Raw genomic sequence first — 26,072 nt, 5'->3', positions numbered from 1 at the left:
GCGGACGTCCCTGCCCATAGGCGCTAACTTTGGGTGGTGGCACCAGATTAGATGGTCGATCTTCAGATCGACCATCTTGGCAATGTCGAGCCAGATAGAGGACAAAGGTGGTCGATCTCGCTCCATCAATTGATGGAGCTGTGGAGATCGACCCTCCACGCTACCCGCGCCTCCGGCCGCAAAATTAGCGCCTATGGGCTGGAAGCCTGCGATCCCAGGAAATTTACTCCGCCGCGGTCATCAGGCCGGACTTCTTCTCGGCGGCGATAGCGGGCACATCCGGCGCGGACGGCTGCACGTCGTGCTGCTCAGGTTCGGGCAGGACGTCGTCGGTGCGTGCCGGCAGATCCTCCGGCTTGCGGGAAAACCAGCCGGCGACACGGTCAAGGGCGAGGTAGACCACCGGCGTGATGTAGAGGGTGAGCATTTGCGACACGATCAGGCCGCCGACCACGGTGACACCGAGCGGCCGGCGCAGTTCGGCACCGGCGCCATGGCCGAGGGCGATCGGCAGCGCACCGAGGATGGCAGCGAGCGAGGTCATCATGATCGGGCGGAAGCGCAGCACCGCCGCCTCTACGATGGCCTCCTTGGCGGAAAGGCCTGCCGAGCGGCGCTGCACGGCGAAGTCCACCATCATGATGGCGTTCTTCTTGACGATACCGATCAGCATGATCAGGCCAATCATGGCGATGATGGAGAGGTCCATAGAGAACATCTGCAGGGTCAAAAGAGCCCCAATACCGGCCGTCGGCAGGCCCGACAGGATGGTGATCGGGTGGATGAAGCTCTCATAAAGAATGCCGAGCAGGATATAGACCACCAGCACCGCGGCGAAGAGCAGGAGCGGCATGCTGGCCAGCGAATCCTGGAACTGCTGCGCCGTGCCCTGGAACTGGGTGGAGATCGTCTTGGGAATGTCGAGCTCCGCCGTCGCCTGCTGGATGGCGTCCACCGCCTGGCTGAGTGCGACGCCGGGCTGGAGGTTGAAGGAGATCGTCACCGAAGGCAGCTGGCCGATATGGGAGAGCGAGACGGCCGACGGCTTTTGCTCGACTCGCGCCACGCTGTCGAGCGGGATCAGCACTCCCGAGTTCGAGCGAACATTGAGCTTTCGCATCAGGTCCTGCGGCGAGCTGTAGGCCTGGCTCGCCTCCAGGATCACTTCATAGGTATTTTCGGGCGCATAGATGGTCGAGACCTGGCTGGTGCCATAGGCCGAATAGAGCGCGGAGCGGATCTGGTCGACGGTGATGCCCAGCTTGGCGGCATTGTCACGGTCGATCGAGACGACGGCGTCGCGCGCCTTGATCTGCAGGTCGGAATTGACGCCAGTGATGCCCGGAATCTGGGTCATGCGCGTTTGCAGCTTCTGGGCGTTGGCCCTGAGCTCATCCACGTCGGGCGACATCAGGGCGTATTGATACTGGCTGCGCGAGCGGGTGGCGCCGATATTGATCGACTGCACCGCCTGGAAATAGGTGTTGATGCCCGGCACCTTCGCCGCTTCCTGGGAGAGGCGCTTGATCACCACATCGATCGGGTCCTGGCGTGCCGGCTTGTCGCGCAACTGGATATTCATGGAGCCGGAGCTGATCTGGCTGGTCGCTCCGCCGCCGATGCTCGACAGGATGGAGACGACGTCGGGATCCTTGCGCAATTCGGTGACGACGGCCTGCTGGCGCGCCATCATGGCCTCGAAGGAGACATCGTCGGGGCCTACCGTCGAGACGCTGACAAAGCCCATGTCTTCCTGCGGGAAGAAGCCCTTGGGGATGTTGACGAACAGGATGGCGGTAACGACGAAAGTCGCTGCCGTGACGGTGAGCATGAAGCCAGGCGAATTGACCGCCCAGCGCACCGTGAGGGCATAGCCCCTGGTCAACCAGTTGAAGCCGGCCTCGAACAGACGCAGCAGCAGACCCGGACGCTTTTCCTCCTGATGCTCCTTGATCAGCCGCGAGCACAGCATCGGTGTCAGCGTCAGCGAGACCACGCCGGAGATCAGGATGGCGATGGCCATGACATAGCCGAATTCGGAGAACATCCGCCCGACGATGCCACCCATGAAGATCACTGGGATGAACACGGCGATCAGCGACAGCGTCATCGCCAGGATGGTGAAGCCGACTTCGCGCGAGCCGATCAGAGCGGCCGCGAAGGGCTTCTGCCCCAGTTCGACATGGCGGACGATGTTCTCCAGCATGACGATAGCGTCGTCGACCACGAAGCCCACGCACAGCGTCAAGGCGAGCAGGGAGATGTTGTCGATCGAAAAGCCGAGCACATACATGCCCGCAAAGGTGCCGATCAGCGAGATCGGCAGGGCGATGGCCGGGATCAGGGTGGCCCGCGCGCTGCGCAGGAAGAAGTAGATCACCATGATCACCAGCAGGATCGACAGGCCCAGTGTGAACTCGACGTCCTCCACCGCGGCGCGGATCGGCACGGAGCGATCCAACAGCATGTCGAGGCTGACCCCGACCGGCAGGCTTTCGCGGATCTTGGGCAGGGTGTTCTTGACCGCGTCGACCACGGCGACCGTGTTGGCGTCAGGCTGGCGCTGGATGGCGATGATGATGCCGCGGGTATCGTTGCGCCAGGCTGCGGTCTTGTCGTTCTCCACGCTGTCGACGGCCCGCGCCACATCCTGCAGCAGCACGGGGGCGCCGTTCTTGGACGACACCACGATCGGCATATAGCCCTTGGCATAGCGGATCGGGCCGGTGGCATCGAGGATGAGGTTGCGGCCGTTATTGCTGGTCGAACCGACTGGCGTGTTGGAATTGGCGGCCGCAACGGCCTTCTGCACATCGTCGAGGGTCAGGCCACGCGCAGTGAGCTGGTCGAGGTCCGCCTCCACCCGCACGGCATATTGCTGCGAACCCCAGATATTGACCTGGGCGACGCCCGGCAACGTCGCCAGCAGCGGCTGAATGTTGGACTGGGCGAAGCGGTCGATATCCGATGTGCGCGCCTGGTCGGAGGTCAGCGCCATGAAGATCACCGGCTGGTCGGCCGGGTTGACCTTCCTGAAGCTTGGCGGTGTCGTCATCTCGTTCGGCAACTGGCGCTGCGCCGTAGCAATCGCCGCCTGCACGTCCAGCGCCGCGCCATCAACGTTGCGGTTGAGGTCGAACTGCAGGACGATCTGGGTCGAGCCGAGATAGGAGGTCGACGACATCGTCGAGATGCCGGAGATCGCCGAGAACTGCTTCTCGAGAATGGCGGCCACCGAAGACGCCATGGTTTCGGGGCTGGCGCCCGGCAGGGTCGCGGTCACCGAAATGGTTGGGAAATCGACGCGTGGCACGGCCGCCACCGGCAATTGCCGGTAGCCGAACCAACCGGCCGCAATGAAGGAGACCATCAACAGGATGGTCATGACCGGGCGGCGGATGCACAGTTCCGAAAGCAACGGCTTGTCTCCCGGCTTCAGCTCTTGGCACTGGTATTGGCGGCGGTGCTCTCCTTGGCTCCCGCATTGATGGCGACCGGCGCACCGTCGACCAGGCGCAACACGCCGTCGACCACCACCTGCTCGCCGCTCTCGACGCCGCTGGTGAGCACGGCATCGGCGCCGGTGACGCGCGCCACGGTCACGGGCCGAAGCTCAGCCGTTTTACCATCTTTCACCACGAAGACGTAGCTCCCCTTTTGGCCGAGCTGAACGGCAGCGTCCGGAACCACCACCTGCGGGCTGGCATCGGGCAGGACCACCTGCACATTGACGAAGGCACCGCCCCACAGGACCTCGTGCGGATTAGGAATGTCGGCCTTGACCAGGATGGTTCCCGTGGCGGCATCGATGGTGTTCTCCACGAAGGAGACCTGCCCGGTGAGCGTATTCTTGCCGGTGATGGCGTCGACACGCACAGGCCCCTTCGCCATGCCCTCACGCAACTCGGCCAGGCGTGCCTGCGGGATCGAGAAGGCCACCACGGCCGGATCGAGCTGGTTCACGGTGGCGAGCGGACTGGTGTCGGAGGTGCGCACCGTCGAACCGGGCTTGACCGGGATCGAGCCGATGCGGCCGGGCACGGGCGCGCGGATCACGGTATAATCGAGCGTCACCTGCGCCGCTTCCAGCGAGGCCTGGTCTGCCTGGAGCTGAGCCTGCCCGACCTTGAGAGCGGTGGCGGCCGTATCGCGCGTGGTCGCCGCGCCGGCATTGCGGGCGAGCAGGTCATTGGCGCGGGAAAGGTCGATCTGGGCCTGAGCGATCTGGGCCTGGTCGCGCGCGATCTGGGCCTGGATCTGCGCGACCTGCGCCTTGATGGCACGATCGTCCAGGGTGAAGAGAATGTCGCCCTGCTTGACCTCGGATCCCTCGGCGACGTTGACGCTCGTCACCGCGGTGTTGTCGAGGCGGGTGCGGATCTGGATGGAGGCATAGGGCGTGGCGGTGCCGACGGCATCGATCACCATCGGCATCTGCTTGGCGACCGCCTGGGTGAGCACCACGGGCACGGGCGCGACGTTGCGCTGCGCGGACTTGCTGCCGCCGCCGGCTGGCTGGGGCTCCTCGGGCTTGTGCAGAGCATCGGCAAAACCGGGAAGAGCAGCGATAAGTGACTTCGAGGCCGGCACCGTCTGTACCAGCCAGGGCACCAGGGCGGCACGCTGCCACCAGGCCAGGCCAACGACCACAACGAGAATAAGCACGAAATTGAGAAGACGCTTCATCGAGCCGCCATCAGATCTTCATTAAATCCGGGCAGGCGAGGCCTCCCCCTTTTTCAAAACGACACGCCCCGCTCCCGAATATATCCGGAAACGGGTGCTGCAGTGTATCCATGCGCACAAATTGCAGCGAGTATGTGAACGCATTGTTTCTCGCCCGGCATAACAAGGCTCCGCCCGCACACGTTTTCGTGTAAAGGAACCGAAATTTCGTGATCACGGCTCGGGCGGATCGCGGTCGCGACCAACAGTCTACAAGATTGATAGAAATATATTGACCGTTATAACCGGCTTGCCTAATCGTCACGGCTGAAGGGCCGTGAACCGGGCATTCATCGAAGGTTCCGGCTGTCATGAGGTGTGAAATGGGTAAGTTCTGGAAGAAGGCCGGCATCGCCATGCTGGCTGGCCTGTCGACCATGCTGGTGGCCACGGCACAGGCCGAGACGCCGCCCGGCCTGCTGGTGGTCGGCCAGTCAATCGACGATGCCGTCAGCTTCGATCCGGCCGAAGGCTTCGAGCTGACGACGGTGCAGGCCTTCAACGCCCTCTACCAGCGCCTCGTGCAGTCGAACCGCCAGGAGGGCACCCGCATCGAGCCGGCGCTCGCCACCTCGTGGGAGGCAGGCAGCGATGGCAAGAGCCTGACTTTCAACTTGGCCAAGGACGCCAAATTCGCCTCCGGCAATCCCGTCCGCCCGGAAGACGTGATTTTCTCCTTCTCCCGGGCCGTGAAGCTCAATAAGGCGCCCTCCTTCATCCTGGGCGAACTCGGCTGGAACGCCGACAATGTCGACAAGTCCATTACCAAGGTCGATGACGGCAAGCTCAAGCTGAGCTGGCAGGCCGATGTCGGCCCCGCCTTCGTGCTCGCCATCCTGACCGCGCCGATTGCCTCCGTCGTCGATGAGGCCACGGTCGCTCCGCAGGCTGCCAATGGTGATTTCGGCAATGGCTGGCTGAAGTCGCACTCGGCCGGCAGCGGCGCCTTCAAGATCAACACCTATACCGCGCATGAGGCGCTGGTGCTGGATGCCAACCCGACCTCGCCGGGTGGCGCCCCCAAGCTGCAGGGCGTGATCCTGCGCAATGTTCCCGATGCCGCCGCCCGCCGCCTCCTGGTGGAGCAGGGCGACATCGACATCGCCCGTGGGCTCGGCGCCGATCAGATCGACGCTCTCAAGAAGGAGGGCAAGCTCAACGTGCTCGCCGTACCCTCGGCGCGCTCGGACTATCTCCTGATCAACACCAAGGCCAAAGCCGCCCTCGGCAATCCGGCCTTCTGGGAGGCAGCGCGCTATCTTGTCGACTATGAGGGCATCGCCAAGAATCTCTTGCGCGGCCAGTCGCAGGTACACCAGGCCTTCCTGCCCGCCGGCTTCCCGGGTGCGCTGAACGACAATCCCTACAAGCTTGACGTCGAGAAGGCCAAGAAGATCCTGGCCGATGCCGGCATCGGCCCGACGAAGATCGCCTTCCCCGTCTTCAACGAGGAACCCTATCTGCAGATCGCCCAGTCCCTGCAGCAGACCTTCGGCCAGGCCGGCCTCACGCTCGACATCCAGCCGGGCGTCGCCAGCGACATCTATGCCAAGGGCCGCTCGGGCCAGTATGAATTCACGCTGCGCTACTGGATCCCGGACTATTTCGACCCGCATTCCAATGCCAGCGCCTTCGCGATCAACCGCGACAACAAGTACAACACCATCGCCAAACAGGCCGGCTGGGTGATCCCCGAGCTCAGCAACGAGACGGCCGCCGCGGTGAAAGAGCAGGATCCGGCCAAGCGCGCCGCCCTCTATGAGGAACTGCAGCGCAAGATCCAGAAGAGCGCCCCCTATGTGCTGATGTTCCAGGGCAGTGATCAGGTGGTGCTCAGCAAGGCCGTCAAGGGCTATGCCCAGGGCCTGAACGCCGATCAGGTCTATTACGATCAGGTCGAGAAATGACTTGAGGTCTCGTTCCAATCGCCGAGAGTGGAACGAGACGGCTTTCTCCCTCATGACGCCGTGGCGTAGCACCTGCGCCACCTCCAGGACCCGGACATGCAAACTGACGAAACGTCGGGCACCAGGCCCTTCTTCCGCCCGGTGCTCAGGGTGCTGCGCTGGCTGCTTTCCGTCGCGCTCACGCTGTTCGGCCTGATCGTCGTCACCTTCGTCCTGACCCGGCTCTCCACCATCGACCCCGCGCTGCAGCAGGTCGGCGATCACGCCAGCCAATCGAGCTATGAGGCCGCGCGCCGCGAGCTCGGGCTCGACCAGCCGCTGGTGATGCAATTCCTGCGCTATCTCGGCCATGTCGTCCAGGGCGATCTCGGCATCGCCTCCTCGACCGGCCAGCCCGTCCGCTCCGACATCCTGCGTACCTTCACCGCGACGCTCGAACTCGCCACAGCCGCAGCGCTGATCGGTGCATTGCTCGGCCTGGCGCTCGGCATCCTGGCGGCGCTGCGGCCGCGCGGCCTTTTCGACAATATTGCCCGCCTGTTGTCGCTGATCGGCTATTCGACTCCGATCTTCTGGCTCGGCCTGATCTTTCTGCTGCTCTTCTATGCCCGACTGCACTGGGCGCCGGGGCCCGGCCGTCTCGACATCGTCTTTCAATATACCATGAAGCCCGTCACCGGTTTCGCCCTGATCGACGCCTGGCTTTCGGGAACGCCCGGCGCCCTGCGCAGCGCCCTTGCCCATCTCGTCCTGCCGACGGCGGTGCTGGCCCTCTATGCCATGGCCGGCATTTCGAGGCTGACGCGCGCGGCCATTCTCGAACAGCTTTCCAAGGAATATGTGCTCACCGCCCGCGCCAAGGGAGCCGGCGCCCTGCGGGTGGTGCTGGTCCATATTCTGCCCAATGTGGCCGGCACGCTGATCACCGTGATCGCCCTCGCCTATGCCAGCCTGCTCGAGGGCGCCGTGCTCACCGAGACCGTGTTCGCCTGGCCCGGCATCGGGCGCTACCTCACCGTCGCCATGTTCGCTGGCGACACCGCCGCCATCCTCGGCTCGACGCTGGCGATCGGCATGGCCTTCGTGCTGCTCAACAGCCTTACCGACCTGATCGTCACCCGCGTCGATCCGGCTGCCTTGGCGGAGCGCTCCTGATGGCCTCCCTTGCAATCTCTCTCGCGGCGCTGCGCCGTTCGTCATCCGCCCTAATCGGGGCCAGCGTGCTCGCTCTGCTCGTCTTCATGGCCCTGGCCGCCCCGCTGATCGCTCCCTACGATCCCAACCTGCAGGACAGTGCCATCCGCCTCGCCGCTCCGTCCTGGCAGCACTGGCTCGGCACGGACGGCTTCGGACGCGACCTACTTTCGCGCCTGATCTACGGTGCCCAGCCGACCCTGCTCTTGATCGTCCTGGTCACCGTGCTGATGGCCCCGCTCGGCGTAGCGGTCGGCCTTCTCGCCGGCTTTTTCGGCGGCCTCACCGAGCGGACACTGATGCGCCTGACCGACATCGTGATGTCCTTCCCGCGCCTGGTGCTGGCTTTCGCCTTCGTCGCCATTCTAGGCCCGGGCCTGGTCAACGGCGCCCTCGCTCTGGCCCTGACGAGTTGGCCGGCCTATGCGCGGCTCGCCAGGGTGGAGACCGCAGCCCTTGCTCGCAGCGACTATCTTGCCGCCGCGTCCATGGTCGGCATCAGGGGGCCACGCCTGCTTCTCGGCCATGTGCTGCCCCTCGTGCTGCCCTCGGCCATCATCCGCCTGGCGCTCGATCTCGCTGGAATCATCCTGGCCGCCGCCGGCCTCGGCTTCCTCGGCCTCGGCGTGCGCCCACCCATGGCCGAATGGGGCTCGATGGTGGCCGATGGCACCAAGGTAATCTTCGATCAATGGTGGATCGCCGCCGCACCGGGCCTTGCCATCTTCATCACCAGCCTTGCCCTGAACCTGCTGGGGGATGGACTGCGCGACATATTGGATCCGCGCCATGACTGATACCCTGCTGCAGGTCGAGGATCTGGTGATCGAAACCAAGAGCCGGACAGCCGGGGGCAAAGCGGACGGCGGTGCGGCACCCCGGCAGCTCGTGCACGGCATCTCCTTCGAGGTCGGGCGCGAGAAAGTGGCTGTTGTCGGCGAATCCGGCTCGGGCAAGTCGCTGACCGCGCGGGCGATCATGGGCCTGCTGCCGACGAGCCTTACGGCACGGGCCGCGGGGCTGCGGCTCGGCGAAACGGACCTCGCCGACCTCGACACCCGGGGCTGGCAGCGCCTGCGCGGCCGACGGATCGGCCTGGTGCTGCAGGATCCGAAATTTTCGCTCAATCCGGCCCACCGTATTGGACGCCAGGTGGAGGAAGCTCTGCTGCTGCATGGTCGCCTGCCCAGGGCCGAACGACGACGAAAGGCTCTCAGCATGCTCACCCAGGTCGGGCTCGACGATCCGGAGCGTGTCTATGGCAGCCTGCCCGCCGAGCTCTCCGGCGGTATGGGCCAGCGCGTGATGATCGCGGCCATGCTGATCGGCGAGCCGGAGCTGCTCATCGCCGACGAACCGACTTCCGCTCTCGACCATGTCGTGCGCGATCAGATTCTCGAATTGCTGGAGCGGCTGGCGCGCGAGCGCGGCATGGGCCTGCTCCTGATCAGCCACGACCTGCAGCAGGTCTCCCGCTTCGCCGACCGTGTCCTGGTGATGCGCCAGGGGTCGATCGTCGATGCCCTCCCGGCCAACGAACTCGCCCACGCAAGCCATCCCTATACGCGCGGCCTGTGGCAGGCGCGGCCGTCGGCAGCGACCTACGGCACCCGCCTGCCGACCCCCGACATGCCACAAGCGCTTCTCTCGGGGTATGAACGGCCATGATGGCGCTGTCGATCGACAATCTCGAGGTCAGCTTCCAACGCCGGGGCCGAAGCTTCGCCGCCGTGCGCGGAGTGAGCTTTGCCGCAGCGCCCGGCGAGACCTTTGGCCTGGTCGGCCCGTCGGGCTGCGGCAAGAGTACGGTGCTACGAGTCATTGCCGGGCTGAACCTGAACTGGCAGGGCGCGATCTCGGTATTCGGGCCCCCCCTGCAGCCGGGACGCGCCATCGAGGGCGCCCTGAGGCGTGACATCCAGATGGTGTTCCAGGACCCCTATGCCTCGCTGCATCCGCGCCATACGATCGCGCGCGTGCTCGGCGAGCCCCTCGAAGTGCAGGGGGAGACCGATATTCCCGGGCGTGTCGACAGCATTCTCGCCGATGTCGGCCTCGCCGCCGAGATCGCCGGGCGCTATCCGCACGAGCTGTCCGGCGGCCAGCGCCAGCGCGTGGCCATCGCCCGGGCCCTGCTGCTCAAGCCCCGCCTGCTGCTGCTCGACGAGCCGACCTCGGCGCTCGACATCTCGGTCCAGGCCGGCATTCTCAATTTGCTCAACGACCTCAAGCGGCGCCATGGCATGACGCTGGTATTGGTGAGCCATGACCCGGACGTGATCGGCCATATGTGCGACAGGGCGGCGCGCATGGCGGGCGGCAGGATCGAGGCGCTGCTCGACCGGCAGGATCTGGCACGCGGCTGAGGTCCCCTCCGTCGGTAAACGCGGACGTCCTCGCGTAGAGGCCCAATCATCCGCCACCTTTTCTGGAAAACGCTCCAAAATCTACTTCTTGTCTTCGAGGATCCTGAAATCATCGAGGCAGGTCTTGCGGTCGATGTCCGGCTTCGACAGACAAGCCGTGAGTTGTTTACCGCGCAGCTCGAAAGCGGAACGTACGCAAGCACGCCCCAGCACCGGCGGAATGCCGCCAACCGCGCCGAGCGGACAGGTTCCTTGCACGAAGGAGAGCCATAAGCGCTGGCTTTCAACCAGAAGCTTCCTGTCCGGCTCACCGCCCGCGGTCTTCTTCACATTTTCGTAGATGGCAGCGAGCTTGATGTCCGCTTGCCCGAGGTCCGAGTCGGCGCAGATGGCGATTTCCAGCGGCGTGGAGGGTTTGTCGCAATCGAAACTCGCCCGCCGGGCCGGAGCGGCCGCATTGGCTGCGCCGTCCTCCGTCCCGGCAAGGCAATCGACGCTGATGCCCGCCTCGCCGCAACTGTCGAGCAAGGCAAAGCGCTGCTCGAAAGCGCCGCGGACACAGGCAAGGCTCTTGGCAGAAAACGGCGTGCCGCCATCGGCAAGTTGGCATTTTCGGGCGACACGATCGAGCCAGCGACGCTGATCGGCTATGAGAGCACCGCGCGTCTCCCCGTCAGCATCCAGGCTCGCGACCGCCTCGCGATAGCTCTGCGCCAAGACGAGATCGGCCCGTCCCAATTTCCGGTCGGAACAAATCGCCTTCTCCAGCGCCGTTACCGCCTTGCCGCAGTTGAAGCTCGCGCGGCCAAGCGGCTCGCGGGCAGCGTCCGGATCGGCAGAGCGCGCCGCGACCTCGCTCTGGCACGTCGCTGCCATCGACATATAGAGCGTGCCCTGCTGGCCGGCATAACGGTAGGCACATAGCTGCATGCGCTCGCCATAATCGGTCTGAGCCGCCTTGGAGAGCCGCTGGTAAAACTCCTTTTCGCAGATGGAGACGACGATGGCGCTGAATCCGGTATCGGCGCTGGAACCCCACCGACATTCGCTCAGCAGCGCCGTCGCCGCCTTGCAGCTCTTCTGCTCTCGCAGCAGGTTTTCGAGGCCCTCTATACCGGTCTCCCCCGGCTTGGCGCAGGCATTGTCTTGCGCCAAGGCCGGCTGCGCGACCGCGAGCAGGATCGAAAGGATCAGAAAACCCAAATAGCGCATCGCCGACACTCGCAAAGGAGAATGGCGAGAGGCTATAGAAGGTCAGACCTGTCCGGCCATCGCCTTTGACCGGCATTCTCGGTACAAAACCGGCGGATCCATGCCGGAATGTACGGATGGTCCGCGACTGAAGCTCAGCTCAGGATAGGACTGCTCTTGAGCGTGTTGCTGACCGTGCAGATCCGCTCCGCATCGGCAATGATCGCCGCTTTCGTCGCCTCGTCGAAATCGCCGCTGATCTCGATCGCGACATGGAAGCGTTCGATGCGCGAGGGTTCGTCCGCCGCCTTCTCGCCCTTCACCTCGGCTCGCACCTCGCCGAGCCTGTCGAGCACGCCGAGATTACTGGCGGCGATACGGGCGCTCAGCACGAGGCAGGCCGACAGCGAGGCATAGAGCAGGTCGAGCGGATTGAAGCCGGCCTCCGAAGGGCGGGTGACCACGCCGATCTCGCCACCAGTGGCCGATGTCACCACCGGCTGTCCCAAACGGGACAGCACGGCCGTCGCCCCCGTCTGCCTCGGCTTCACTTTTGCAACCGACATGCCGTTCTCCCAAAAACGCTTTGCGGTCAGACGGAAGCGCCAGAAATCACAAAGACGCCTCGAAACGCGGTACCAGAGCAAACAGACGCTCAGTCATGAACGCGCTTGCGGCCTCGGTACCACCAAATTACCGCAATAGCTTCATTACGCTCCGCCCGCGGTACTCGACCGCGGGCGATCCGCCTCATTGCTCGAGACTCTTCATCCAACAGGCCGGAGACGTTTTCAATGACCATGACCATGCTGAACCGTCGCACCCTCCTTGCCGCCGCGACAGGCGCTGCCTTGGCCGCCAGCGCCAGGCTTGCTCCCGCCAGCGCCGCTGCCTCGGCGTCGACGGACCCGAAGGGGCCGGCCGAACTGCCGCCTCTCCCCTACGAGGCCTCGTCGCTGGCGCCGACCATCGATGCCGAAACCATGACTCTGCATCACGACAAGCACCACCAGGCCTATGTCAGCAATTTCAACGCGGCCCTGAAGCAGGAACCGTCATTGGCAGACCTGGCTTATACCGACATTCTGGCCAGCCTGGACAAGGTGCCGCAGAGTGTCCGCCAGATGGTGCGCAACAATCTCGGCGGCCATGTCAATCACTCCATGTTCTGGCAGATCATGGGCGCCAAGGGCGGCGAGCCGGAAGGCGAGGTTCTCGCTGCCATCGAGCGCGATTTCGGCGGTGTCGCCAAGCTGCAGGAAGCCTTCGGTGCCGCCGGCGCCAAGGTCTTCGGCTCGGGCTGGGTCTTCGTCACGGTGACGAACGAGGGCAAGCTCGCCCTCGACAGCAAGCCCAATCAAGACACGCCGCTGATGGACGGCAAGCGCGCTCTCTTCGGCAACGACGTCTGGGAGCACGCCTATTACCTGACCTACCGCAACCGCCGGCCGGATTATCTCAAGGCCTGGTGGCAGGTGGTCGACTGGCGCAAGATCGGCGACCGCTACGCACTCGCCAAGCAGGGCAAGCTGGTGATCTGACGGCCGTAGCAGGGCGGTACGGCAAGCGACAAAAAAGCCCTCCCCGCAGTTGCGGGAAGGGCTGAAACGCATGCGTGTCGAGCGAACTCAGTAGCGGTAGAGTTCCGGCTTGAACGGGCCGTTCTGGTCCACGCCGATATAGGCGGACTGCTTGTCCGAGAGCTTGGTCAAGGTGGCGCCGACCTTGGCGAGGTGGAGCGAGGCGACCTTCTCGTCCAGATGCTTGGGCAACGTGTAGACCTGCTTGCCGTACTGGCTGGGATTGGTCCACAGCTCGATCTGAGCCAGCGTCTGGTTGGTGAAGGATGCCGACATCACGAAGGAGGGATGGCCGGTGGCATTGCCGAGATTGACCAGGCGGCCTTCCGACAGGAGGATGATGCGGTGGCCGTCGGTGAACTGGATCTCGTCGACCTGCGGCTTCACATTGGTCCACTTCAGGTTGCGCAGGCCGGCGACCTGGATCTCCGAATCGAAGTGACCGATGTTGCAGACGATGGCACGGTCCTTCATGGCGCGCATATGGTCGAGGGTGATGACGTCGACATTGCCCGTGCAGGTGACGAAGATGTCGGCACGCGGCGCAGCCTGCTCCATGGTGACGACTTCATAGCCTTCCATCGCGGCCTGCAGGGCGCAGATCGGATCGACTTCCGAAACCAGCACGCGGCAGCCGGCGTTGCGCAAGGAAGCAGCCGAGCCCTTGCCGACATCGCCGAAGCCGGCGACCATGGCGATCTTGCCGGCCATCATGACGTCGGTGCCGCGGCGGATGCCGTCCACCAGCGATTCACGGCAGCCATAGAGATTGTCGAACTTCGACTTGGTCACCGAGTCATTCACATTGATGGCCGGGAACAGAAGCGTGCCCTTCTTGGCCATCTCGTAAAGGCGATGCACGCCCGTGGTGGTCTCTTCGGTCACGCCGGTGATGGCGAGGGCATTCTTGGTGTACCAGCCCGGATGGGTGGTGAGCCGCTTCTTGATCGCGGCGAACAGTACTTCCGCCTCTTCATTGTCGGCGGTCTCGAGGAAGGCGACGTCACCCTTCTCGGCGCGCAGGCCCAGATGCATCAGCATGGTGGCGTCGCCGCCATCGTCGAGGATCAAATTGGGCGTGCCGCCATCGGCCCATTCGAAGATCTTGTGGGTGTATTCCCAATATTCTTCGAGCGACTCGCCCTTGACGGCGAAGACCGGCGTACCGGCGGCGGCGATGGCTGCGGCGGCATGATCCTGGGTCGAATAGATGTTGCACGAAGCCCAGCGCACATCGGCGCCGAGGGCCTTCAGCGTCTCGATCAGCACGGCCGTCTGGATGGTCATGTGGAGCGAGCCGGCGATGCGGGCGCCCTTGAGCACCTGGCGCGGACCATATTCGGCGCGCGTGGCCATCAGGCCCGGCATTTCGCTCTCGGCGATCTCGATTTCCTTACGGCCCCAATCGGCCAGACCCATATCCTTGACGATGTAATCGTGCGTGCTCATTCGATGCATCCCGCATTTGACATGGCGGGCGTCTAGCACAGTCGGCAGCCATCGGCAATAAGGATATAAGGATTTCTTTATGTGACGCACGCACTGCTGCCGGCCGATCATGCAAAAGGGCGAGCCGTCAGGCCCGCCCTTGCTGAGAGCTTCATCCGGCTCGCAAACCGGCCTTTACTGCCCGAGTTCGTTCTGATTGGGCAGGCGGCCGTTCGGCGTGAGCTTGTTGATGATCTCGGGCAGGTGCTGGGCGAGTTGGCCGAGCAGATCGTTGGGATTGACGCCGGCCTTCTGGGCCAGGTTGTTCAGCGTGTCCTGGCCGAGGACCTGACCGAGCTGGCCCGGCTGGATGGGCTGGTTCTGCCCGCCGCCGATCCAGGATTTGATCACGTCCCCCTGGCCCGACTGCTGGAACTTCTCCAGGAGGCCGCCGAGCCCGCCAAGCAACCCGCCATCGCCGGAGGTATCCGCCTGCTGTGCAGACGGCTCGGGAGCCGGCGCCGGCACGGGAGTGGAAGCTTGCGTATCGGGCTGGGCATCCTCGCTGCCCCCCTTCAGCCATTTCGCGAGCAGGAGCGCACCGGCCGCGATGATCAGCGGCTTGGTGAGACTGTTCTGTGGCACGGCATCGTTCACGGCGGTGTCGAAAAAGCCCATGTCTGCGTCTCCTCGTGAAAGAATGGGGTGCCGCGATAACCGCGGTCTCCTCCAATGTTGTGTATCCTGTCTCCAACGACAAGCATTTTACAACAGTGAATGCGGCAAAAATTTTTCCAAGATTGACTTTGCCTTACGGCATGTTCCCTCTTGCCAAAAGAATTTGCGCCCCTACGATCATTTAATGGTAAGATTCGGATCTGTCATCCGCCACGAGGGAAAGGCGACTCCATGGGTATCTTGTCTTGGATTATTCTGGGCCTGATTGCGGGCTTTGTCGGCAGCAAAGTCGTCAACAAATCGGGTTCCGGTTTGCTGATGGATATCGTGATCGGCATCATCGGCGCCCTCGTCGGCGGCTTCATTGCCAAGGCCATGGGTATCGGTACCGTCGATGGCATCAACATCGGCAGTATTCTCATTGCCATTGCCGGCGCGATCATCGTGCTGGTGGGTTACAACGCCCTGGCCCGGCGCTGACCCTGCCGAGATCAAATCGTGCTGAAAGGCCGGTCGCATGACCGGCCTTTTTCTTGTCGGCCCCTAGCTCCTTGTTTCGATGCGTCTTTGCAATTTTCGCCGATGCCGGCAAATCGCTAAACGCCTTGGCGATGCAGCACGAAGGCGGGATCATAGGGCACGCTGAATTCGCCGACGTCGGACAGCACGGCCAGCCGGTCTGCGCGCGTCTCCACCTCCGTCACCCGGTCCCAGCCCGGCGGCACCGGCATGATGCCGATGGCCTGCCGCAGGTCGACCTCTCCCGACGGCGTCAGGCTGATCGAGGTCGGGATGCCCTGCTCGCTATAGTCATTCGGTTCGACCGACGCCCTGTGGCCCGCCAGCAGATAGGTCCGCACTTCCTCCAGGCCGAGCACGCCGCGATGGCGGCTGTTCCAGGGGCTGTAATAGCGCCCCCCATTGCTCATCCACAAAAGGGTGGAGGGAAAATCTTCCGGCCGCTTCAGGCTCAGCACCAGATCCGCCTCGTGGTGCCGCAGTGCGGCGCCCCAGGCGAGCTCCCGGCCAGGCGCCTCGGGCATCATCACGCAATCCTCGTGATTGCGATCGAAGGGGTAGCAGCTGAGATTGGCCGTGCCGCCATCGGCAAGCGGCGCCTTCTTGAGATCGCTGAAGCGCGCGGGATAAGCCAGCGCCGAGCGCCCCTTGAGCGGATCGGCCTCTTGCGGATCGGCTGGCGTCTCGACGAACCGCTTGGGCGAAAAGCTCAGATGTCCGCCCTGCGGCAGCGACACCATCATGTGCAGGCCGACCGAGACGGCACCATCCCCGCCCTGGAACAGATGGCGCTGGTAGAGGAAAGGATGGCCGTCGCGAACAGTGAGTTCCTTGACGACGCGTGCGCCCATCACCCGTTTTTCCAGCTCGAAACGAGCCTGGCGCCCACCATCGATCGCGCGGATTTCGACAGGTTTCCAGGCCGAATTGGCCGGCCAGCCATGGGCCGGCGAACCATCGACATCGCTGAGGCCGAACGGGGCGCAGAGAAAGTCGCCCGACAGGCGCCGGAGATGGGCCGGCGTATCGGCGGCATGCGCCTCCTCCAACCAGGGCGCACGATGCAGGGGCGCGACCTGACGGCCGTCCCGTTCCACCATGAGTTCCCGGATATGCCCGACCGCAAGATCCAGAGTCACGCGGATGCCGCGCGCCTCGACCGTGACAAACTCCTCATCGGCGGCCATGAACTGCATCTCCCCTGAATCGGCTGTTTTTATTCGTGTCAAAACAACAAGATAGACTTCCCTTGCCGCCAGTATGATCCAAAAGCGGCCAGACGCAACAGGCGGCAAGCTGCCGCAAAGTGCCGCTCCTCGGCGCTTGTCTTCTGTCCCGCCGGAGGATTTCGAACCCCGGCGAAGAAGGCGCTTGCAACAATATAAATGCACTAATATATTAATCGACGTCACGCAGGAACCGATCATCGGAGCTATCCGCCATGCTGGACACGCTGCGACATGCGAATGTGAGGCCGCGCTCCACCGCTACCAATGTCTATGAGATGTTGCGCAGCGACATCGTGCTTGGCGTGCTCAGGCCCCAGCAGCCGATCCGCGAGGCGGAGATCGCCGCCAGCCTTTCCGTGTCCCGCACGCCGGTGCGCGAAGCCCTGCTGCGTCTTGCCAATCTCGGCCTGGTCGAGATCTTTCCGCAGAGCGGTACGGTCGTTGCGCCGATCCGGGTGGAAAAGGTCAAGGCTGCCCAGCTCATTCGCGAGGTCGTCGAGGTGGAAGTCAGCCGCAGGGCCTGCCAGGCGGCGAATCAGGCCGACCTCGACGCTCTGGCCGGCATCGTGGACGAGCAGGAATTCGCCGCCGGCCGCAAGGATTTGCGCCGTTTCTACGAATTGGATGAAGCCTTCCATCGCCGCATCTTCGCAACGGTCGATTGCCTCGCCGCCGCTGACGAGCTGGAGGACATGAAGGCCCATCTCAACCGCCTGCGCTTCGTCACCGTGAACTGGCCGAACCGGTCGGACGCCATCATCGCAGAACATCGCGACATCCTTGCCGGCCTCGCCGCCGGCGACCAGGACGCCGCAGCCATCGCGATGCGCAACCATCTGCGCACGATCCTGCAGGCGCTCGACAGTTTCGTCGCGCGCACGCCTTGAACCAGAGCCGCCGGAAAGGCGGCCGCCCTAACGACAAAACCAAAGCTTCGGCAACGACCGCAAGCAGGAGGGAACCCATGATCGTCACGAAGCTCCGCCAATTTCTGGCATCTTGCAGATTCCCCTTGAGCGGGCCCAGGGCTCGATCAGGGGGAATCTGCCTGGCGGCCGTCGCCGGCCTGCTCGCCGCGGGATTGTTGGCCTCGGCGACCCACGCCGCCGACAAGCCGCAGCTGACGGTCTCGCATGACAAGGCTGGCTGGCAGGCCAATTTCGAGGCCTATGGCAAGGACGACCCTACTGCGAGCTGGCAGGTCACGCCTTTCGGCGACACCACCAATTACCAGGCCGCCGTCCGAGCCGCCCTGCCGACCACCTCGGCGCCGGGCATGTTCACCTGGTGGTCCGGCTACCGCATGAAGGACCTGGTGGAAGCAGGCCTGCTGGAGGACCTGACGGCGATCTGGAAGCCTCTGCTGGCCGAAGGCAAGGTCAAGCAGGAAGTGGCCGATGCCTTCAGCTTCGATGGCAAGATCTATGCCGTGCCCAACAATGTCGCCTATTGGGCGATGTTCTATAACAAGAACGTCTACAAGGAACTCGGCCTCGAGGTTCCCAGGACCTGGGAAGAACTGGAGGGCAACCTCGCCAAGATCAAGGCTGCCAACAAGATCCCGATCGGCCAGACCATCGAGGGACGCTGGCCGGCCTTCATCTGGTTTTCCGAGTTCCTGGTGCGATCCGATCCGGATTTCTATGTGAAGCTGATGGCCGGCAAGGCCAAATATACCGATCCGCAGGTCGCCGCCGCCTTCGCCACCTGGAAGGACTGGATGGCCAAGGGCTGGATGGATGACGGCACCTCGCCCTTCGGCTTCACCACCGGCGACAGCATGAACAATTCCTTCGCCCAGGGAAAAGTCGTTCACATGCTGGTCGGCACCTGGTTTGCCGACACCGTCACCAAGGCCGGCACGATCGAGGGACGCGATTGGGGCCTGTTCGTGCTGCCCAACAAGAAGGCCAGCCTGCCGCCCAGCGTGATCTTCGAGGCGGGGCCGCTGCTGGTGTCGAAGAACTCCGACACGCATGAGACCGCCGTGAAGGCCGCCGCGTATTGGATGAGCAAGGCAGGCGAGCAGCGCTGGGCCGACCTCACCGGTTTCCTCGTTGCCAATACCGATGCCAAGCTGCCGGATGACAAGGAGGTGGCGAAGCTGAACGATGCGGTTGTCAAGGGCAACTACAAGCTGCTCGGCCGCTATTGGGAAACCACGCCCTCGCCGATCGCCGAAGCGGCCGTCGACGAGATCTCCAAATTCGTGCTCGACCCGAATTCCGCGCCGGAGGTGATGCAGAACCTGCAGAAGATCGCCGACGATTACTGGGCGGCGCATCCCAAGCCGTGAGAGACGGCACTTCTCCACGACGCTCGCAGAATGAGGCTCAGTTCGCCTCCCCCACGAAGCTGGGGGAGGTTGTCCGACGAAGTCGGGTCGGAGGGGGGGGGCGGCGGGCGCGGTTGGCCTTGGCACGCCTGCTCGACCGTCGTGTCAGCTCGGCATGTTCCACGCGCTGCCCGCCACCCCCCCCTTCCGTCGTTGCTTTGCAACGACACCTTCCCCAGCTTCGTGGGGAAGGAGAATGGCGCCTTATCCTGAACCCCAGCACTCGGCTCTCCCATGTCCCCCCTGTCCGACCACAAGCAGCGCGAAGCCTATCTCTATGTCGCCCCGGCGGCGCTGATGGTGGGCGTCTTCCTGATCCTGCCGATGCTCTACACCACCCTGCTCGCCTTCACCGACTGGAACGGCATGACCGCGCCGCGTTTCATCGGCCTGCAGAACTTCTTCAAGCTGGTGACGGATGCCAATTTCACCCGCCCCTTCGTCAACACGCTGAAATGGATGGTGCTGGGCGTGGTTTTGCCGGTCGGGCTCGGCTTCTTCTTCGCCTATGCCATTTCAGGGCTGAAGGGGGCGAAGCTGATGCAGATCTGCATCTACATTCCCGCCACCATCTCGGCCTCCGCCGCCGGCATCGTCTTCGGCTTCGTGCTGCGCGACCAGGGCGCCCTCAACATCCTCCTGGACACCATCGGCCTGGGGGCACTCAAGGTGAACTGGCTCTATGTCCAGCCTTACAACACCTATGCGATGATCGGTGCCTATACCTGGCAGGCGACCGGGCTGAACGTGATGATCTTCCTGGTCGGCCTGCAGGGGTTGCCCAAGGAACCGGTGGAAGCAGCCACCCTCGACGGTGCCGCCGGCTTCGTGCTCGCCACCAAGATCATCATCCCCATGCTGATGCCCTATGTGGTGATCGCCTCCCTCCTGGCGGTGATCAACTCGTTCAAGGTGTTCGACACCATCTGGGTGATGACCGGCGGCGGCCCGGCCCGCATGTCCGAAACCCTGGCGGTGACCATGTACAAGGAGGGATTCGCCAACTTCAAGATGGGCTACGCCTCGGCCGTCGCAGTGGTGATCTCCGCCCTCTCGCTGGTGTTCTCCTATCTCTATTTGCGCAACATGCTCGCGCGCGAGAGCCAGGTTTAGTCATGGAGCGTATAGCCATGGAACGTGCAAGCGTGGCGCAATCCGGCGATCGCAGGAAAACCATCCTTTCGGGCGCCATGCTGGCGGTGACGCTGGTCTGGCTCTCGCCAATGGCCTTCCTCTTGATGAACACGCTCAAGACGGCCACCGATTACACCCGTGGCCCACTGAAGCTGCCGACCAGCTTCAACCTCCTCAACAACATCGCCAATGCCTGGGCACAGGGTATCCAGAGCGGCTTTATCAACTCGCTGCTCTATGGCGCGGCGAGTTCCCTCACGGCCGTGCTGCTCGCCGCCCTCGCCGCCTATGGCATCGTCAGGCTGAAGCTGCCGCGGGGCCTGGGCTGGTTCCTGTTCATCTATTCGGGCACGATCTTCCCGCTGCAGATGTATCTGATCCCGCTGTTCAAGAGCTACATCGCCCTCGGCATCTACGACACCAAGATCGGGCTGTTCGCCTTCTACACCGCGATCTGCATCCCCTTCGCCACCTTCGTGATGCGTGGCTTCTTCCTCACCGTGCCCTGGGACATCCAGGAAGCCGCCGAAATGGACGGTGCCTCGAGCTGGAAGGTGTTCTGGAAGATCATGATGCCGCTGGCCAAGGCGCCCTTCCTGATGCTGACGCTGGTGCAGTTCACCTGGGTGTGGAACGACCTGCTCTTCGGCATGATCCTGGTGCGTTCACCCGATGCCCGCCCCGTTCAGGTCGCCCTGCTCGGCATGCAGAGCCTCTACGGCCAGGCCGACGCACCCACCATCATCACCGCCACCCTGATCGTCTCGCTGCCGACCTTCCTCTTGTTCCTCATACTGCAGAAGCACTTCGTGCGCGGCCTCGCTCTATAGCGTTTTGCGATGCTGACCGAATCACCAAGAATCGCAAAGACGCGTTCGAACAAAGAGCCAGAGCAAAAGTGCGTTTTCGCTAAAACGCGCTTTGCTTCTGGGAACCGCGAGCTGATGCGTCATTTCTCCCTTTTCTCTTCCTGCAACCGGATAGTGCGATGAAGATCGTCGACCTTAAGGCCACCACCGTCGCCGTGCCGCTCGAAGCGCCGCTGCGCCATGCCGCGGGCGCGCATTGGGGGCGCTTCATCCGCACCATCGTGGAAGTGATCACCGACGAAGGCATTATCGGGCTCGGCGAGATGGGCGGCGGCGGCGAGTCGGCCGAGGCAGCGGTGCGCGCCCTCCTACCCTATCTCGAGGGCCATGATCCGCTGCAGCTCGAGCAGCTGCGCTGGAAGATCATGAATCCCACCGCCTCGCTCTACAACAACCGCATGCAACTCCACGCCGCCATCGAAATGGCCTGCATGGATGCCGCCGGCAAGAAACTCGGCATCCGGGCCTGCGACCTCATAGGCGGCGCCATACGCGAGACGATTCCTTTTGCCAGCTATCTTTTCTATCGCTATCGGCATGAAGAAACCGGCCAAGGCGGCGAGACCAGCCCGGACGAGATCGTCGCCCATGCCCGCGAACTCAAGGCCCGGCATGGCTTCACCAGCCACAAGTTGAAGGGCGGTCTCTTCCCGCCGGAGCACGACATCGAAACCTTCCGCGCCCTAGGCGCTGCCTTCCCGAACGATCGGCTGCGCCTCGATCCCAATGCTGCCTGGTCGGTGGAGGAAGCGGTCCGGGTCGGGCGAGCGATCGAGCATCTCAACAACGACTATTTCGAGGATCCGACCTGGGGCCTCGAAGGCATGCGCCGGTTGCGAGGCCTCGTCCGCATCCCCACCGCCACCAACACGGTGGTGGTGAATTTCGAGCAGCTCGCCGCCAATCTGCGCCTGGAAGCGGTGGATGTCGTGCTGCTCGACACCACCTTCTGGGGCGGCCTGCGCCAGGCGCACAAGGCCGGCACGGTGCTGGAGACCTTCCAGTACGGCGCCGCCGTGCATTCCTCGGGCGAACTCGGCATCCAGCTTGCCTCGATGCTGCATCTGGGCGCGGCGCTACCGAACCTCTCCTTCGCCGCCGATGCGCATTACCATCATCTCACCGACGACATCATCGTCGGCGGGCCGCTGCGCTATGTCGATGGGGCCATCGCCCTGCCGCAGGGACCGGGCCTCGGCGTCGAGCTCGATCGCGACAAGCTCGCCCGCTATGCCGAGTACTACCGTGAGGTCGGCGGCTATACCTATGACCGCGACCCCGGCCGCCCGGGCTGGTATTCGATCCTGCCCGAGCAGCGCTTCGCCACTCCCAAAAAATAAAGGGAATCCGGTCAGGCCGACCGATAGCGCTCCGCTGCGTGCTCCTGCCGGAAGTTCGGCAGCATGGCGCGGCGGGCGGCATCGAAGGCCTCCCACTGCCCCGCATCCGGCAAGGGCGGAATGGTGACGCTTTCCCGCCTGTCGAAGCCGACCAACGCGGCGTCGACCAGTTCGCCGACGTCCATCACGCCTTCCAGCGTGTTCACATCGCGGCCCGAGCGCTCCCAGATTTCGGTGCGGGTCGCAGCCGGCAGCACGGCCTGGACATAGAGGCCGCGCGGGCCGAGCTCCACCTGCAGGCTCTGCGACAAGGTCAGCACGAAAGCCTTGGTCGCTGCGTAGACACCCAGGCCGAATTCCGGCGCCAGCGCCACCACCGAGGCGATGTTGACGATGGCACCCGTTCCCGCCGCCAGGAACCGGGGCGTCACCGCACCGGCCAGCCGCGTCAGTGCCGTCACGTTGAGACGGATGAGCCTCTCCAGCGCATCCGGATCCTGGTCGGCAAACCCGCCATGGGCGGCCGCGCCGGCGTTGTTGATCAGGATGCCGATCTTGGCGTCCTCGCGCAGCCGCGCCTCGACGCGCGCCAGATCCTCGGCGGCCGTCAGATCCGCCCTGAGGATGTCGACGGCCACGCCGTTCTCCTGGCGAAGGCGGTCGGCAAGCGCGTTCAATCGCGCCTCGTCCCGCGCCACCAGCACAAGGTCGTGGCCGCGCCGGGCGAAGCGTTCGGCATAGGTTGCGCCGATGCCGGTGGAGGCACCGGTGATGAGAACCGTGGGTCGCGTTTGGGTCATGACATCTCTCCGTTCCTATTCATGATGATCATCATATATAGTGCATTCATGATAGACATCATGTATAAAGTCAAGCGAGACAGGAGAGCCCGTCATGAAAGTCAGCCGCGAACAGGTCGCTGAGCATCGCCACCGCATCCTGGATGCGGCTGCGCGCCTCTATCGGGAGAAGGGGTTGGACGGCGTGAGCGTTGCGCAAATCATGGCGGCCGCAGGTCTGACGCATGGCGGCTTTTATGGTCACTTCAAGTCGAAGGAGGATCTGATCGCCCAGGCGCTCGCTCATGTGCTGTTTCAACCGGAGGCGGCCAAGCCTCCGGGCCGGACGATGGCCGACTATGCCGCGGCCTATCTCAGCCGGACGCATCGCGATGCGCGTGCCGAGGGCTGCCCCTTTGCCGCGCTCGGCACAGAAGCTGTGCGTGGATCGCAGGATATCCGTGCCGTGCTGACCCGTTCCTTGCGTGAGCAGATCGAGGATTTCAGCGCGACCGCCCCGGGCGAAACGCCGCAAGAACGGCGTAGCGCGGCGATCGCCGGGTGGGCCGCCATGGTCGGCGCCGTGGTTCTGGCCCGCATCGCCGACGATCCCGCCCTTTCCGACGAGATCCTGAAGGCGACGCTTCGGCAGGTAGCCGGTTCGTAACGACGTCCGGCTTTCCCTCATCAAGCCGCCGGCGCTCGTCCATGCGGCCCGATCCCTCCTGGCTCAGGCCCAGCCGAACAAGGTGGGTTCCGGCTTTGGCAGGGCGCCCTCGATCTCGAGCAGCCGGCGCTTGGTCTCCACGCCGCCATAGGCCGAAAAGCCGCCGAACTTGCCACCGGCCGCCATCACCCGGTGACAGGGCATCACGATGGTGAAGGGGTTCTGCCCCATGGCTTGGCCGACATCGCGCGCCAACAGGGGATCGCCCAATTGCTTGGCGATCTCGCCATAGGTCATGGTGGAGCCGGGAGGGATGCCCCGCGCCACGGCATAGACCCGGCGATTGAATTCCGGCACTGCCGTCATGTCGAGCTCGATGAAGCCGAGATCGGCTGTCTCTCCCGCCAGCAGGGCTTGGATGGCCGCGATGGCCTGGCGAACCAGCGCCGGCGGTTCGGCCTCGATCGCACCCGGCAGGGAGCGCAGCATGCGCGCCCGCAGGCCCGTCGGACTGTGGGATGGCAGTTGCACACTGACCAGGCCCTTATCGCCCCAAGCGAGGGCGCAAGTGCCGATTTCGGTGTCGAACAAGGCAAAATGGGGGGAAGTCATCGCTTCGTCTCCCTGTGATTGAACTTGCCGCGATATCACCGCAAAAAGTCCCGCGCTTCCACCCGATATCTATGGTCGGCAAGTATAGTCCGCCAGCCCGGTGCTGTCCCCTGGAGCAAAGCGTAGGCCGGCAAAAATGCTTCCTTATTCTAACCCACTGATCTCCAAGGCATCTTTGCAATCCCTGGCGGGGTCCGTCAAAGCGCAAGGCATTTTCATCGCATCGCCGGCCGGGTGCTTACTTTACCAAACGGCATCGCCAAACAGGCGTTTGCAAACTCAAACCGCTCCAAACAAGAGCTGGGCGCGAGAAAATCCGTTCATATCCGTTGAAAAAGCAGGATTTCCGTGCGTTTCCGGTGTACATGCGATGGCGATATCGAACCGGTCATGCGATAACGCCATCGGACGAATCATCGAAAGGATAACATCATGCCCGTCAGCACCAGCGATCTTGCCGACCGTATTGCCGCCGCTCATGGCCTGACTAAGACTGCCGCTAAGGCAGCTGTCGAGGACGTTCTGAAAGGGATCACCGAGGCGGCTGTCAAGGGTGAGGAAGTCTCCCTGAACGGCTTCGGTAAGTTCAAGGTGCAGGCCAAGCCCGCACGCGAAGGCCGCAACCCTTCCACCGGCGCCACGATCAAGATCGCCGCTTCCAAGAAGGTGGTCTTCCAGCCTGCCAAGGCGCTCAAGGATGCCGTGAACGGCTGATTTCGCGGGCCGCAAGCCCCGTTTCAAACACGGGACGGTGTCAGCTAGACACCGTCCCGTTTTATTTTGCGCATACTATTTCGATCTCAGGCAGGTGGCATTGCGAGGCCGCAGCCGCGCAGAACGATATCGCCGATGGCGAGCGCAGCCGCCTCGAAATCCTTCTTGGTCAGCCGGCTGACTTCCATGGCATCGCAGGCCAGCACCTCGAAATCGGCGTAGAATTGTGTCGTGCTCCACAGCATGATGAAGAAATGCGGAATGGCGATCGGCGCCATCCTGCCGGCAGCGACCCAGCCTTCGACCACGGCCGCCTTGGCGCGGGTCGCTTGCTGCACGTGGCTGCGGCCGGCCTTGTCGAGAAATTTCGCACCGCTGAGAATCTCGTTGGCGAACAGCTTGGACTGGGCGGCGAAGCGGCGTGAATAATCGAGCTTGGCCCGGATATAGGCCATGATGGCTTCGGCCGGATCGCGCCCGGGCTGCAGTTCCTCAAGCGCCGTATCCCAGCTGGCGATCAGCCGACCGATCAAGGCACGGTAAATATCCTCCTTGGCCGGGAAGTAGTAATAGACGTTCGCCTTGGGCAATCCTGAATGTTCGGCGACCTCGGCGATCCGCGTCCCGTCGAAACCCTTGCGGGCGAACAGGTCGATAGCAGCGGCCAGGATCGCCGCCTCGTTGCGGGCCCGGATGCGTTCCTCGTTGTCCGAGCCATCCTTGCGCGCCTTCTTTGCGCTGGTCGTCGCCACCTTGTCCTCCCGCACTCTCGAGATGCGTCCGTGCTCCGGAAATGCCGGTATCG

Annotated in this window: 24 protein-coding genes; 14 read left to right on the top strand and 10 right to left on the bottom strand. The window is 63.7% G+C overall.

Annotated elements, in window-relative coordinates:
* Positions 1–223: 223 nt before the first annotated feature.
* Positions 224–3,418: an efflux RND transporter permease subunit gene (locus ACZYTC_RS21585; RefSeq protein WP_434958468.1), complete on the bottom strand. Its 3,195-nt coding sequence runs from the start codon at positions 3,416–3,418 to the stop codon at positions 224–226.
* A gap of 17 nt (positions 3,419–3,435) precedes the next feature.
* The gene (locus ACZYTC_RS21580; RefSeq protein WP_434958469.1) at positions 3,436–4,686 is read right to left on the bottom strand and encodes an efflux RND transporter periplasmic adaptor subunit; all 1,251 of its coding nucleotides are present in this window, start codon (positions 4,684–4,686) and stop codon (positions 3,436–3,438) included.
* A gap of 362 nt (positions 4,687–5,048) precedes the next feature.
* Here ACZYTC_RS21580 and ACZYTC_RS21575 point away from each other — a divergent pair, with 362 nt between their 5' ends.
* From ACZYTC_RS21575 to ACZYTC_RS21555, 5 genes are all read left to right on the top strand, one after another.
* Positions 5,049–6,632 carry an ABC transporter substrate-binding protein gene (locus ACZYTC_RS21575; protein ID WP_434958470.1) on the top strand — a complete coding sequence of 528 codons (1,584 nt, stop codon included), beginning with the start codon at positions 5,049–5,051 and terminating at the stop codon, positions 6,630–6,632.
* 96 nt (positions 6,633–6,728) lie between these two features.
* Entirely contained in the window at positions 6,729–7,787 is a 1,059-nt protein-coding gene (locus ACZYTC_RS21570) for an ABC transporter permease (protein WP_434958471.1), read from the top strand.
* The gene (locus ACZYTC_RS21565) at positions 7,787–8,623 is read left to right on the top strand and encodes an ABC transporter permease (RefSeq protein ID WP_434958472.1); all 837 of its coding nucleotides are present in this window, start codon (positions 7,787–7,789) and stop codon (positions 8,621–8,623) included. The genes ACZYTC_RS21570 and ACZYTC_RS21565 overlap by 1 nt, the downstream gene beginning before the upstream one ends.
* A complete protein-coding gene (locus ACZYTC_RS21560) occupies positions 8,616–9,494 on the top strand; it encodes an ATP-binding cassette domain-containing protein (RefSeq protein WP_441771060.1) in 879 nt (292 codons plus the stop codon). The genes ACZYTC_RS21565 and ACZYTC_RS21560 overlap by 8 nt, the downstream gene beginning before the upstream one ends.
* On the top strand, positions 9,491–10,192 hold the full coding sequence (locus tag ACZYTC_RS21555) for an ABC transporter ATP-binding protein (RefSeq protein WP_434958474.1): 702 nt from the start codon (positions 9,491–9,493) through the stop codon (positions 10,190–10,192). The genes ACZYTC_RS21560 and ACZYTC_RS21555 overlap by 4 nt, the downstream gene beginning before the upstream one ends.
* Before the next feature lie 81 nt (positions 10,193–10,273).
* Here the strand turns inward: ACZYTC_RS21555 and ACZYTC_RS21550 are convergent, their stop codons facing one another.
* Together ACZYTC_RS21550 and ACZYTC_RS21545 are read right to left on the bottom strand one after the other, a co-directional pair.
* Complete coding sequence (locus ACZYTC_RS21550; RefSeq protein WP_434958475.1) at positions 10,274–11,404, bottom strand: lysozyme inhibitor LprI family protein; 1,131 nt, start codon at positions 11,402–11,404, stop codon at positions 10,274–10,276.
* 134 nt (positions 11,405–11,538) lie between these two features.
* Entirely contained in the window at positions 11,539–11,949 is a 411-nt protein-coding gene (locus tag ACZYTC_RS21545; RefSeq protein ID WP_434958476.1) for an OsmC family protein, read from the bottom strand.
* 234 nt (positions 11,950–12,183) lie between these two features.
* Between ACZYTC_RS21545 and ACZYTC_RS21540 the strand changes: the two genes are divergently transcribed.
* A complete protein-coding gene (locus ACZYTC_RS21540) occupies positions 12,184–12,924 on the top strand; it encodes a superoxide dismutase (protein ID WP_434959715.1) in 741 nt (246 codons plus the stop codon).
* Between the two features lie 87 nt (positions 12,925–13,011).
* On the opposite strand, the gene ahcY is transcribed toward ACZYTC_RS21540, so the two are convergent.
* Both ahcY and ACZYTC_RS21530 read right to left on the bottom strand, forming a co-directional pair.
* The gene (gene ahcY, locus ACZYTC_RS21535) at positions 13,012–14,412 is read right to left on the bottom strand and encodes an adenosylhomocysteinase (RefSeq protein WP_434958477.1); all 1,401 of its coding nucleotides are present in this window, start codon (positions 14,410–14,412) and stop codon (positions 13,012–13,014) included.
* A 174-nt stretch (positions 14,413–14,586) separates the two neighbouring features.
* Positions 14,587–15,069, bottom strand: coding sequence for a YidB family protein (locus tag ACZYTC_RS21530; protein WP_434958478.1), 483 nt, complete (start codon positions 15,067–15,069; stop codon positions 14,587–14,589).
* Between the two features lie 231 nt (positions 15,070–15,300).
* On the opposite strand from ACZYTC_RS21530, the gene ACZYTC_RS21525 reads away from it, so the two are divergent.
* A complete protein-coding gene (locus tag ACZYTC_RS21525) occupies positions 15,301–15,549 on the top strand; it encodes a GlsB/YeaQ/YmgE family stress response membrane protein (RefSeq protein WP_434958479.1) in 249 nt (82 codons plus the stop codon).
* A 116-nt stretch (positions 15,550–15,665) separates the two neighbouring features.
* On the opposite strand, the gene ACZYTC_RS21520 is transcribed toward ACZYTC_RS21525, so the two are convergent.
* Positions 15,666–16,775: a hypothetical protein gene (locus ACZYTC_RS21520; RefSeq protein ID WP_434958480.1), complete on the bottom strand. Its 1,110-nt coding sequence runs from the start codon at positions 16,773–16,775 to the stop codon at positions 15,666–15,668.
* A gap of 254 nt (positions 16,776–17,029) precedes the next feature.
* Between ACZYTC_RS21520 and ACZYTC_RS21515 the strand changes: the two genes are divergently transcribed.
* The 5 genes from ACZYTC_RS21515 to ACZYTC_RS21495 all read left to right on the top strand — a co-directional run bounded on the left by ACZYTC_RS21515 (position 17,030) and on the right by ACZYTC_RS21495 (position 22,495).
* Positions 17,030–17,704 (top strand): GntR family transcriptional regulator, encoded by a 675-nt coding sequence (locus tag ACZYTC_RS21515; protein WP_434958481.1) that lies wholly within the window; start codon positions 17,030–17,032, stop codon positions 17,702–17,704.
* A 125-nt stretch (positions 17,705–17,829) separates the two neighbouring features.
* A complete protein-coding gene (locus ACZYTC_RS21510; RefSeq protein ID WP_488990499.1) occupies positions 17,830–19,113 on the top strand; it encodes an ABC transporter substrate-binding protein in 1,284 nt (427 codons plus the stop codon).
* Between the two features lie 273 nt (positions 19,114–19,386).
* The gene (locus ACZYTC_RS21505) at positions 19,387–20,265 is read left to right on the top strand and encodes a carbohydrate ABC transporter permease (RefSeq protein ID WP_454816477.1); all 879 of its coding nucleotides are present in this window, start codon (positions 19,387–19,389) and stop codon (positions 20,263–20,265) included.
* 17 nt (positions 20,266–20,282) lie between these two features.
* Positions 20,283–21,116: a carbohydrate ABC transporter permease gene (locus tag ACZYTC_RS21500; protein ID WP_434958484.1), complete on the top strand. Its 834-nt coding sequence runs from the start codon at positions 20,283–20,285 to the stop codon at positions 21,114–21,116.
* Positions 21,117–21,274: 158 nt separating this feature from the next.
* Complete coding sequence (locus tag ACZYTC_RS21495; protein WP_488990498.1) at positions 21,275–22,495, top strand: enolase C-terminal domain-like protein; 1,221 nt, start codon at positions 21,275–21,277, stop codon at positions 22,493–22,495.
* Positions 22,496–22,506: 11 nt separating this feature from the next.
* Here ACZYTC_RS21495 and ACZYTC_RS21490 read toward each other — a convergent pair whose 3' ends face one another.
* The gene (locus ACZYTC_RS21490) at positions 22,507–23,295 is read right to left on the bottom strand and encodes an SDR family NAD(P)-dependent oxidoreductase (protein ID WP_441771051.1); all 789 of its coding nucleotides are present in this window, start codon (positions 23,293–23,295) and stop codon (positions 22,507–22,509) included.
* 94 nt (positions 23,296–23,389) lie between these two features.
* Here ACZYTC_RS21490 and ACZYTC_RS21485 point away from each other — a divergent pair, with 94 nt between their 5' ends.
* Positions 23,390–23,941, top strand: coding sequence for a TetR/AcrR family transcriptional regulator (locus tag ACZYTC_RS21485; protein ID WP_488990497.1), 552 nt, complete (start codon positions 23,390–23,392; stop codon positions 23,939–23,941).
* A 63-nt stretch (positions 23,942–24,004) separates the two neighbouring features.
* Here ACZYTC_RS21485 and ACZYTC_RS21480 read toward each other — a convergent pair whose 3' ends face one another.
* Positions 24,005–24,553 (bottom strand): methylated-DNA--[protein]-cysteine S-methyltransferase, encoded by a 549-nt coding sequence (locus ACZYTC_RS21480; RefSeq protein ID WP_434958488.1) that lies wholly within the window; start codon positions 24,551–24,553, stop codon positions 24,005–24,007.
* A 432-nt stretch (positions 24,554–24,985) separates the two neighbouring features.
* On the opposite strand from ACZYTC_RS21480, the gene ACZYTC_RS21475 reads away from it, so the two are divergent.
* The gene (locus tag ACZYTC_RS21475) at positions 24,986–25,267 is read left to right on the top strand and encodes an HU family DNA-binding protein (protein ID WP_068297566.1); all 282 of its coding nucleotides are present in this window, start codon (positions 24,986–24,988) and stop codon (positions 25,265–25,267) included.
* 86 nt (positions 25,268–25,353) lie between these two features.
* Here the strand turns inward: ACZYTC_RS21475 and ACZYTC_RS21470 are convergent, their stop codons facing one another.
* Positions 25,354–26,019 carry a TetR family transcriptional regulator C-terminal domain-containing protein gene (locus ACZYTC_RS21470; RefSeq protein WP_454816488.1) on the bottom strand — a complete coding sequence of 222 codons (666 nt, stop codon included), beginning with the start codon at positions 26,017–26,019 and terminating at the stop codon, positions 25,354–25,356.
* Positions 26,020–26,072: the final 53 nt, after the last annotated feature.

Source organism: Labrys sp. F242, assembly GCF_057813875.1.
This window is presented reverse-complemented; position numbering and strand designations above follow the sequence as displayed.

Excerpts from the sequence above, each read along its gene's own strand:
- ACZYTC_RS21580 (WP_434958469.1), bottom strand. The coding sequence starts at position 4,686 with ATGAAGCGTCTTCTCAATTTCGTGCTTATTCTCGTTGTGGTCGTTGGC.
- ACZYTC_RS21485 (WP_488990497.1), top strand. The coding sequence starts at position 23,390 with ATGAAAGTCAGCCGCGAACAGGTCGCTGAGCATCGCCACCGCATCCTG.
- ACZYTC_RS21530 (WP_434958478.1), bottom strand. The coding sequence starts at position 15,069 with ATGGGCTTTTTCGACACCGCCGTGAACGATGCCGTGCCACAGAACAGT.
- ACZYTC_RS21550 (WP_434958475.1), bottom strand. The coding sequence starts at position 11,404 with ATGCGCTATTTGGGTTTTCTGATCCTTTCGATCCTGCTCGCGGTCGCG.
- ACZYTC_RS21525 (WP_434958479.1), top strand. The coding sequence starts at position 15,301 with ATGGGTATCTTGTCTTGGATTATTCTGGGCCTGATTGCGGGCTTTGTC.
- ACZYTC_RS21500 (WP_434958484.1), top strand. The coding sequence starts at position 20,283 with ATGGAACGTGCAAGCGTGGCGCAATCCGGCGATCGCAGGAAAACCATC.
- ACZYTC_RS21555 (WP_434958474.1), top strand. The coding sequence starts at position 9,491 with ATGATGGCGCTGTCGATCGACAATCTCGAGGTCAGCTTCCAACGCCGG.
- ACZYTC_RS21540 (WP_434959715.1), top strand. The coding sequence starts at position 12,184 with ATGACCATGCTGAACCGTCGCACCCTCCTTGCCGCCGCGACAGGCGCT.
- ACZYTC_RS21575 (WP_434958470.1), top strand. The coding sequence starts at position 5,049 with ATGGGTAAGTTCTGGAAGAAGGCCGGCATCGCCATGCTGGCTGGCCTG.
- ACZYTC_RS21490 (WP_441771051.1), bottom strand. The coding sequence starts at position 23,295 with ATGACCCAAACGCGACCCACGGTTCTCATCACCGGTGCCTCCACCGGC.
- ACZYTC_RS21495 (WP_488990498.1), top strand. The coding sequence starts at position 21,275 with ATGAAGATCGTCGACCTTAAGGCCACCACCGTCGCCGTGCCGCTCGAA.
- ACZYTC_RS21475 (WP_068297566.1), top strand. The coding sequence starts at position 24,986 with ATGCCCGTCAGCACCAGCGATCTTGCCGACCGTATTGCCGCCGCTCAT.
- ACZYTC_RS21560 (WP_441771060.1), top strand. The coding sequence starts at position 8,616 with ATGACTGATACCCTGCTGCAGGTCGAGGATCTGGTGATCGAAACCAAG.
- ACZYTC_RS21505 (WP_454816477.1), top strand. The coding sequence starts at position 19,387 with ATGTCCCCCCTGTCCGACCACAAGCAGCGCGAAGCCTATCTCTATGTC.
- ahcY (WP_434958477.1), bottom strand. The coding sequence starts at position 14,412 with ATGAGCACGCACGATTACATCGTCAAGGATATGGGTCTGGCCGATTGG.
- ACZYTC_RS21520 (WP_434958480.1), bottom strand. The coding sequence starts at position 16,775 with ATGGCCGCCGATGAGGAGTTTGTCACGGTCGAGGCGCGCGGCATCCGC.
- ACZYTC_RS21565 (WP_434958472.1), top strand. The coding sequence starts at position 7,787 with ATGGCCTCCCTTGCAATCTCTCTCGCGGCGCTGCGCCGTTCGTCATCC.
- ACZYTC_RS21570 (WP_434958471.1), top strand. The coding sequence starts at position 6,729 with ATGCAAACTGACGAAACGTCGGGCACCAGGCCCTTCTTCCGCCCGGTG.
- ACZYTC_RS21515 (WP_434958481.1), top strand. The coding sequence starts at position 17,030 with ATGCTGGACACGCTGCGACATGCGAATGTGAGGCCGCGCTCCACCGCT.
- ACZYTC_RS21545 (WP_434958476.1), bottom strand. The coding sequence starts at position 11,949 with ATGTCGGTTGCAAAAGTGAAGCCGAGGCAGACGGGGGCGACGGCCGTG.
- ACZYTC_RS21480 (WP_434958488.1), bottom strand. The coding sequence starts at position 24,553 with ATGACTTCCCCCCATTTTGCCTTGTTCGACACCGAAATCGGCACTTGC.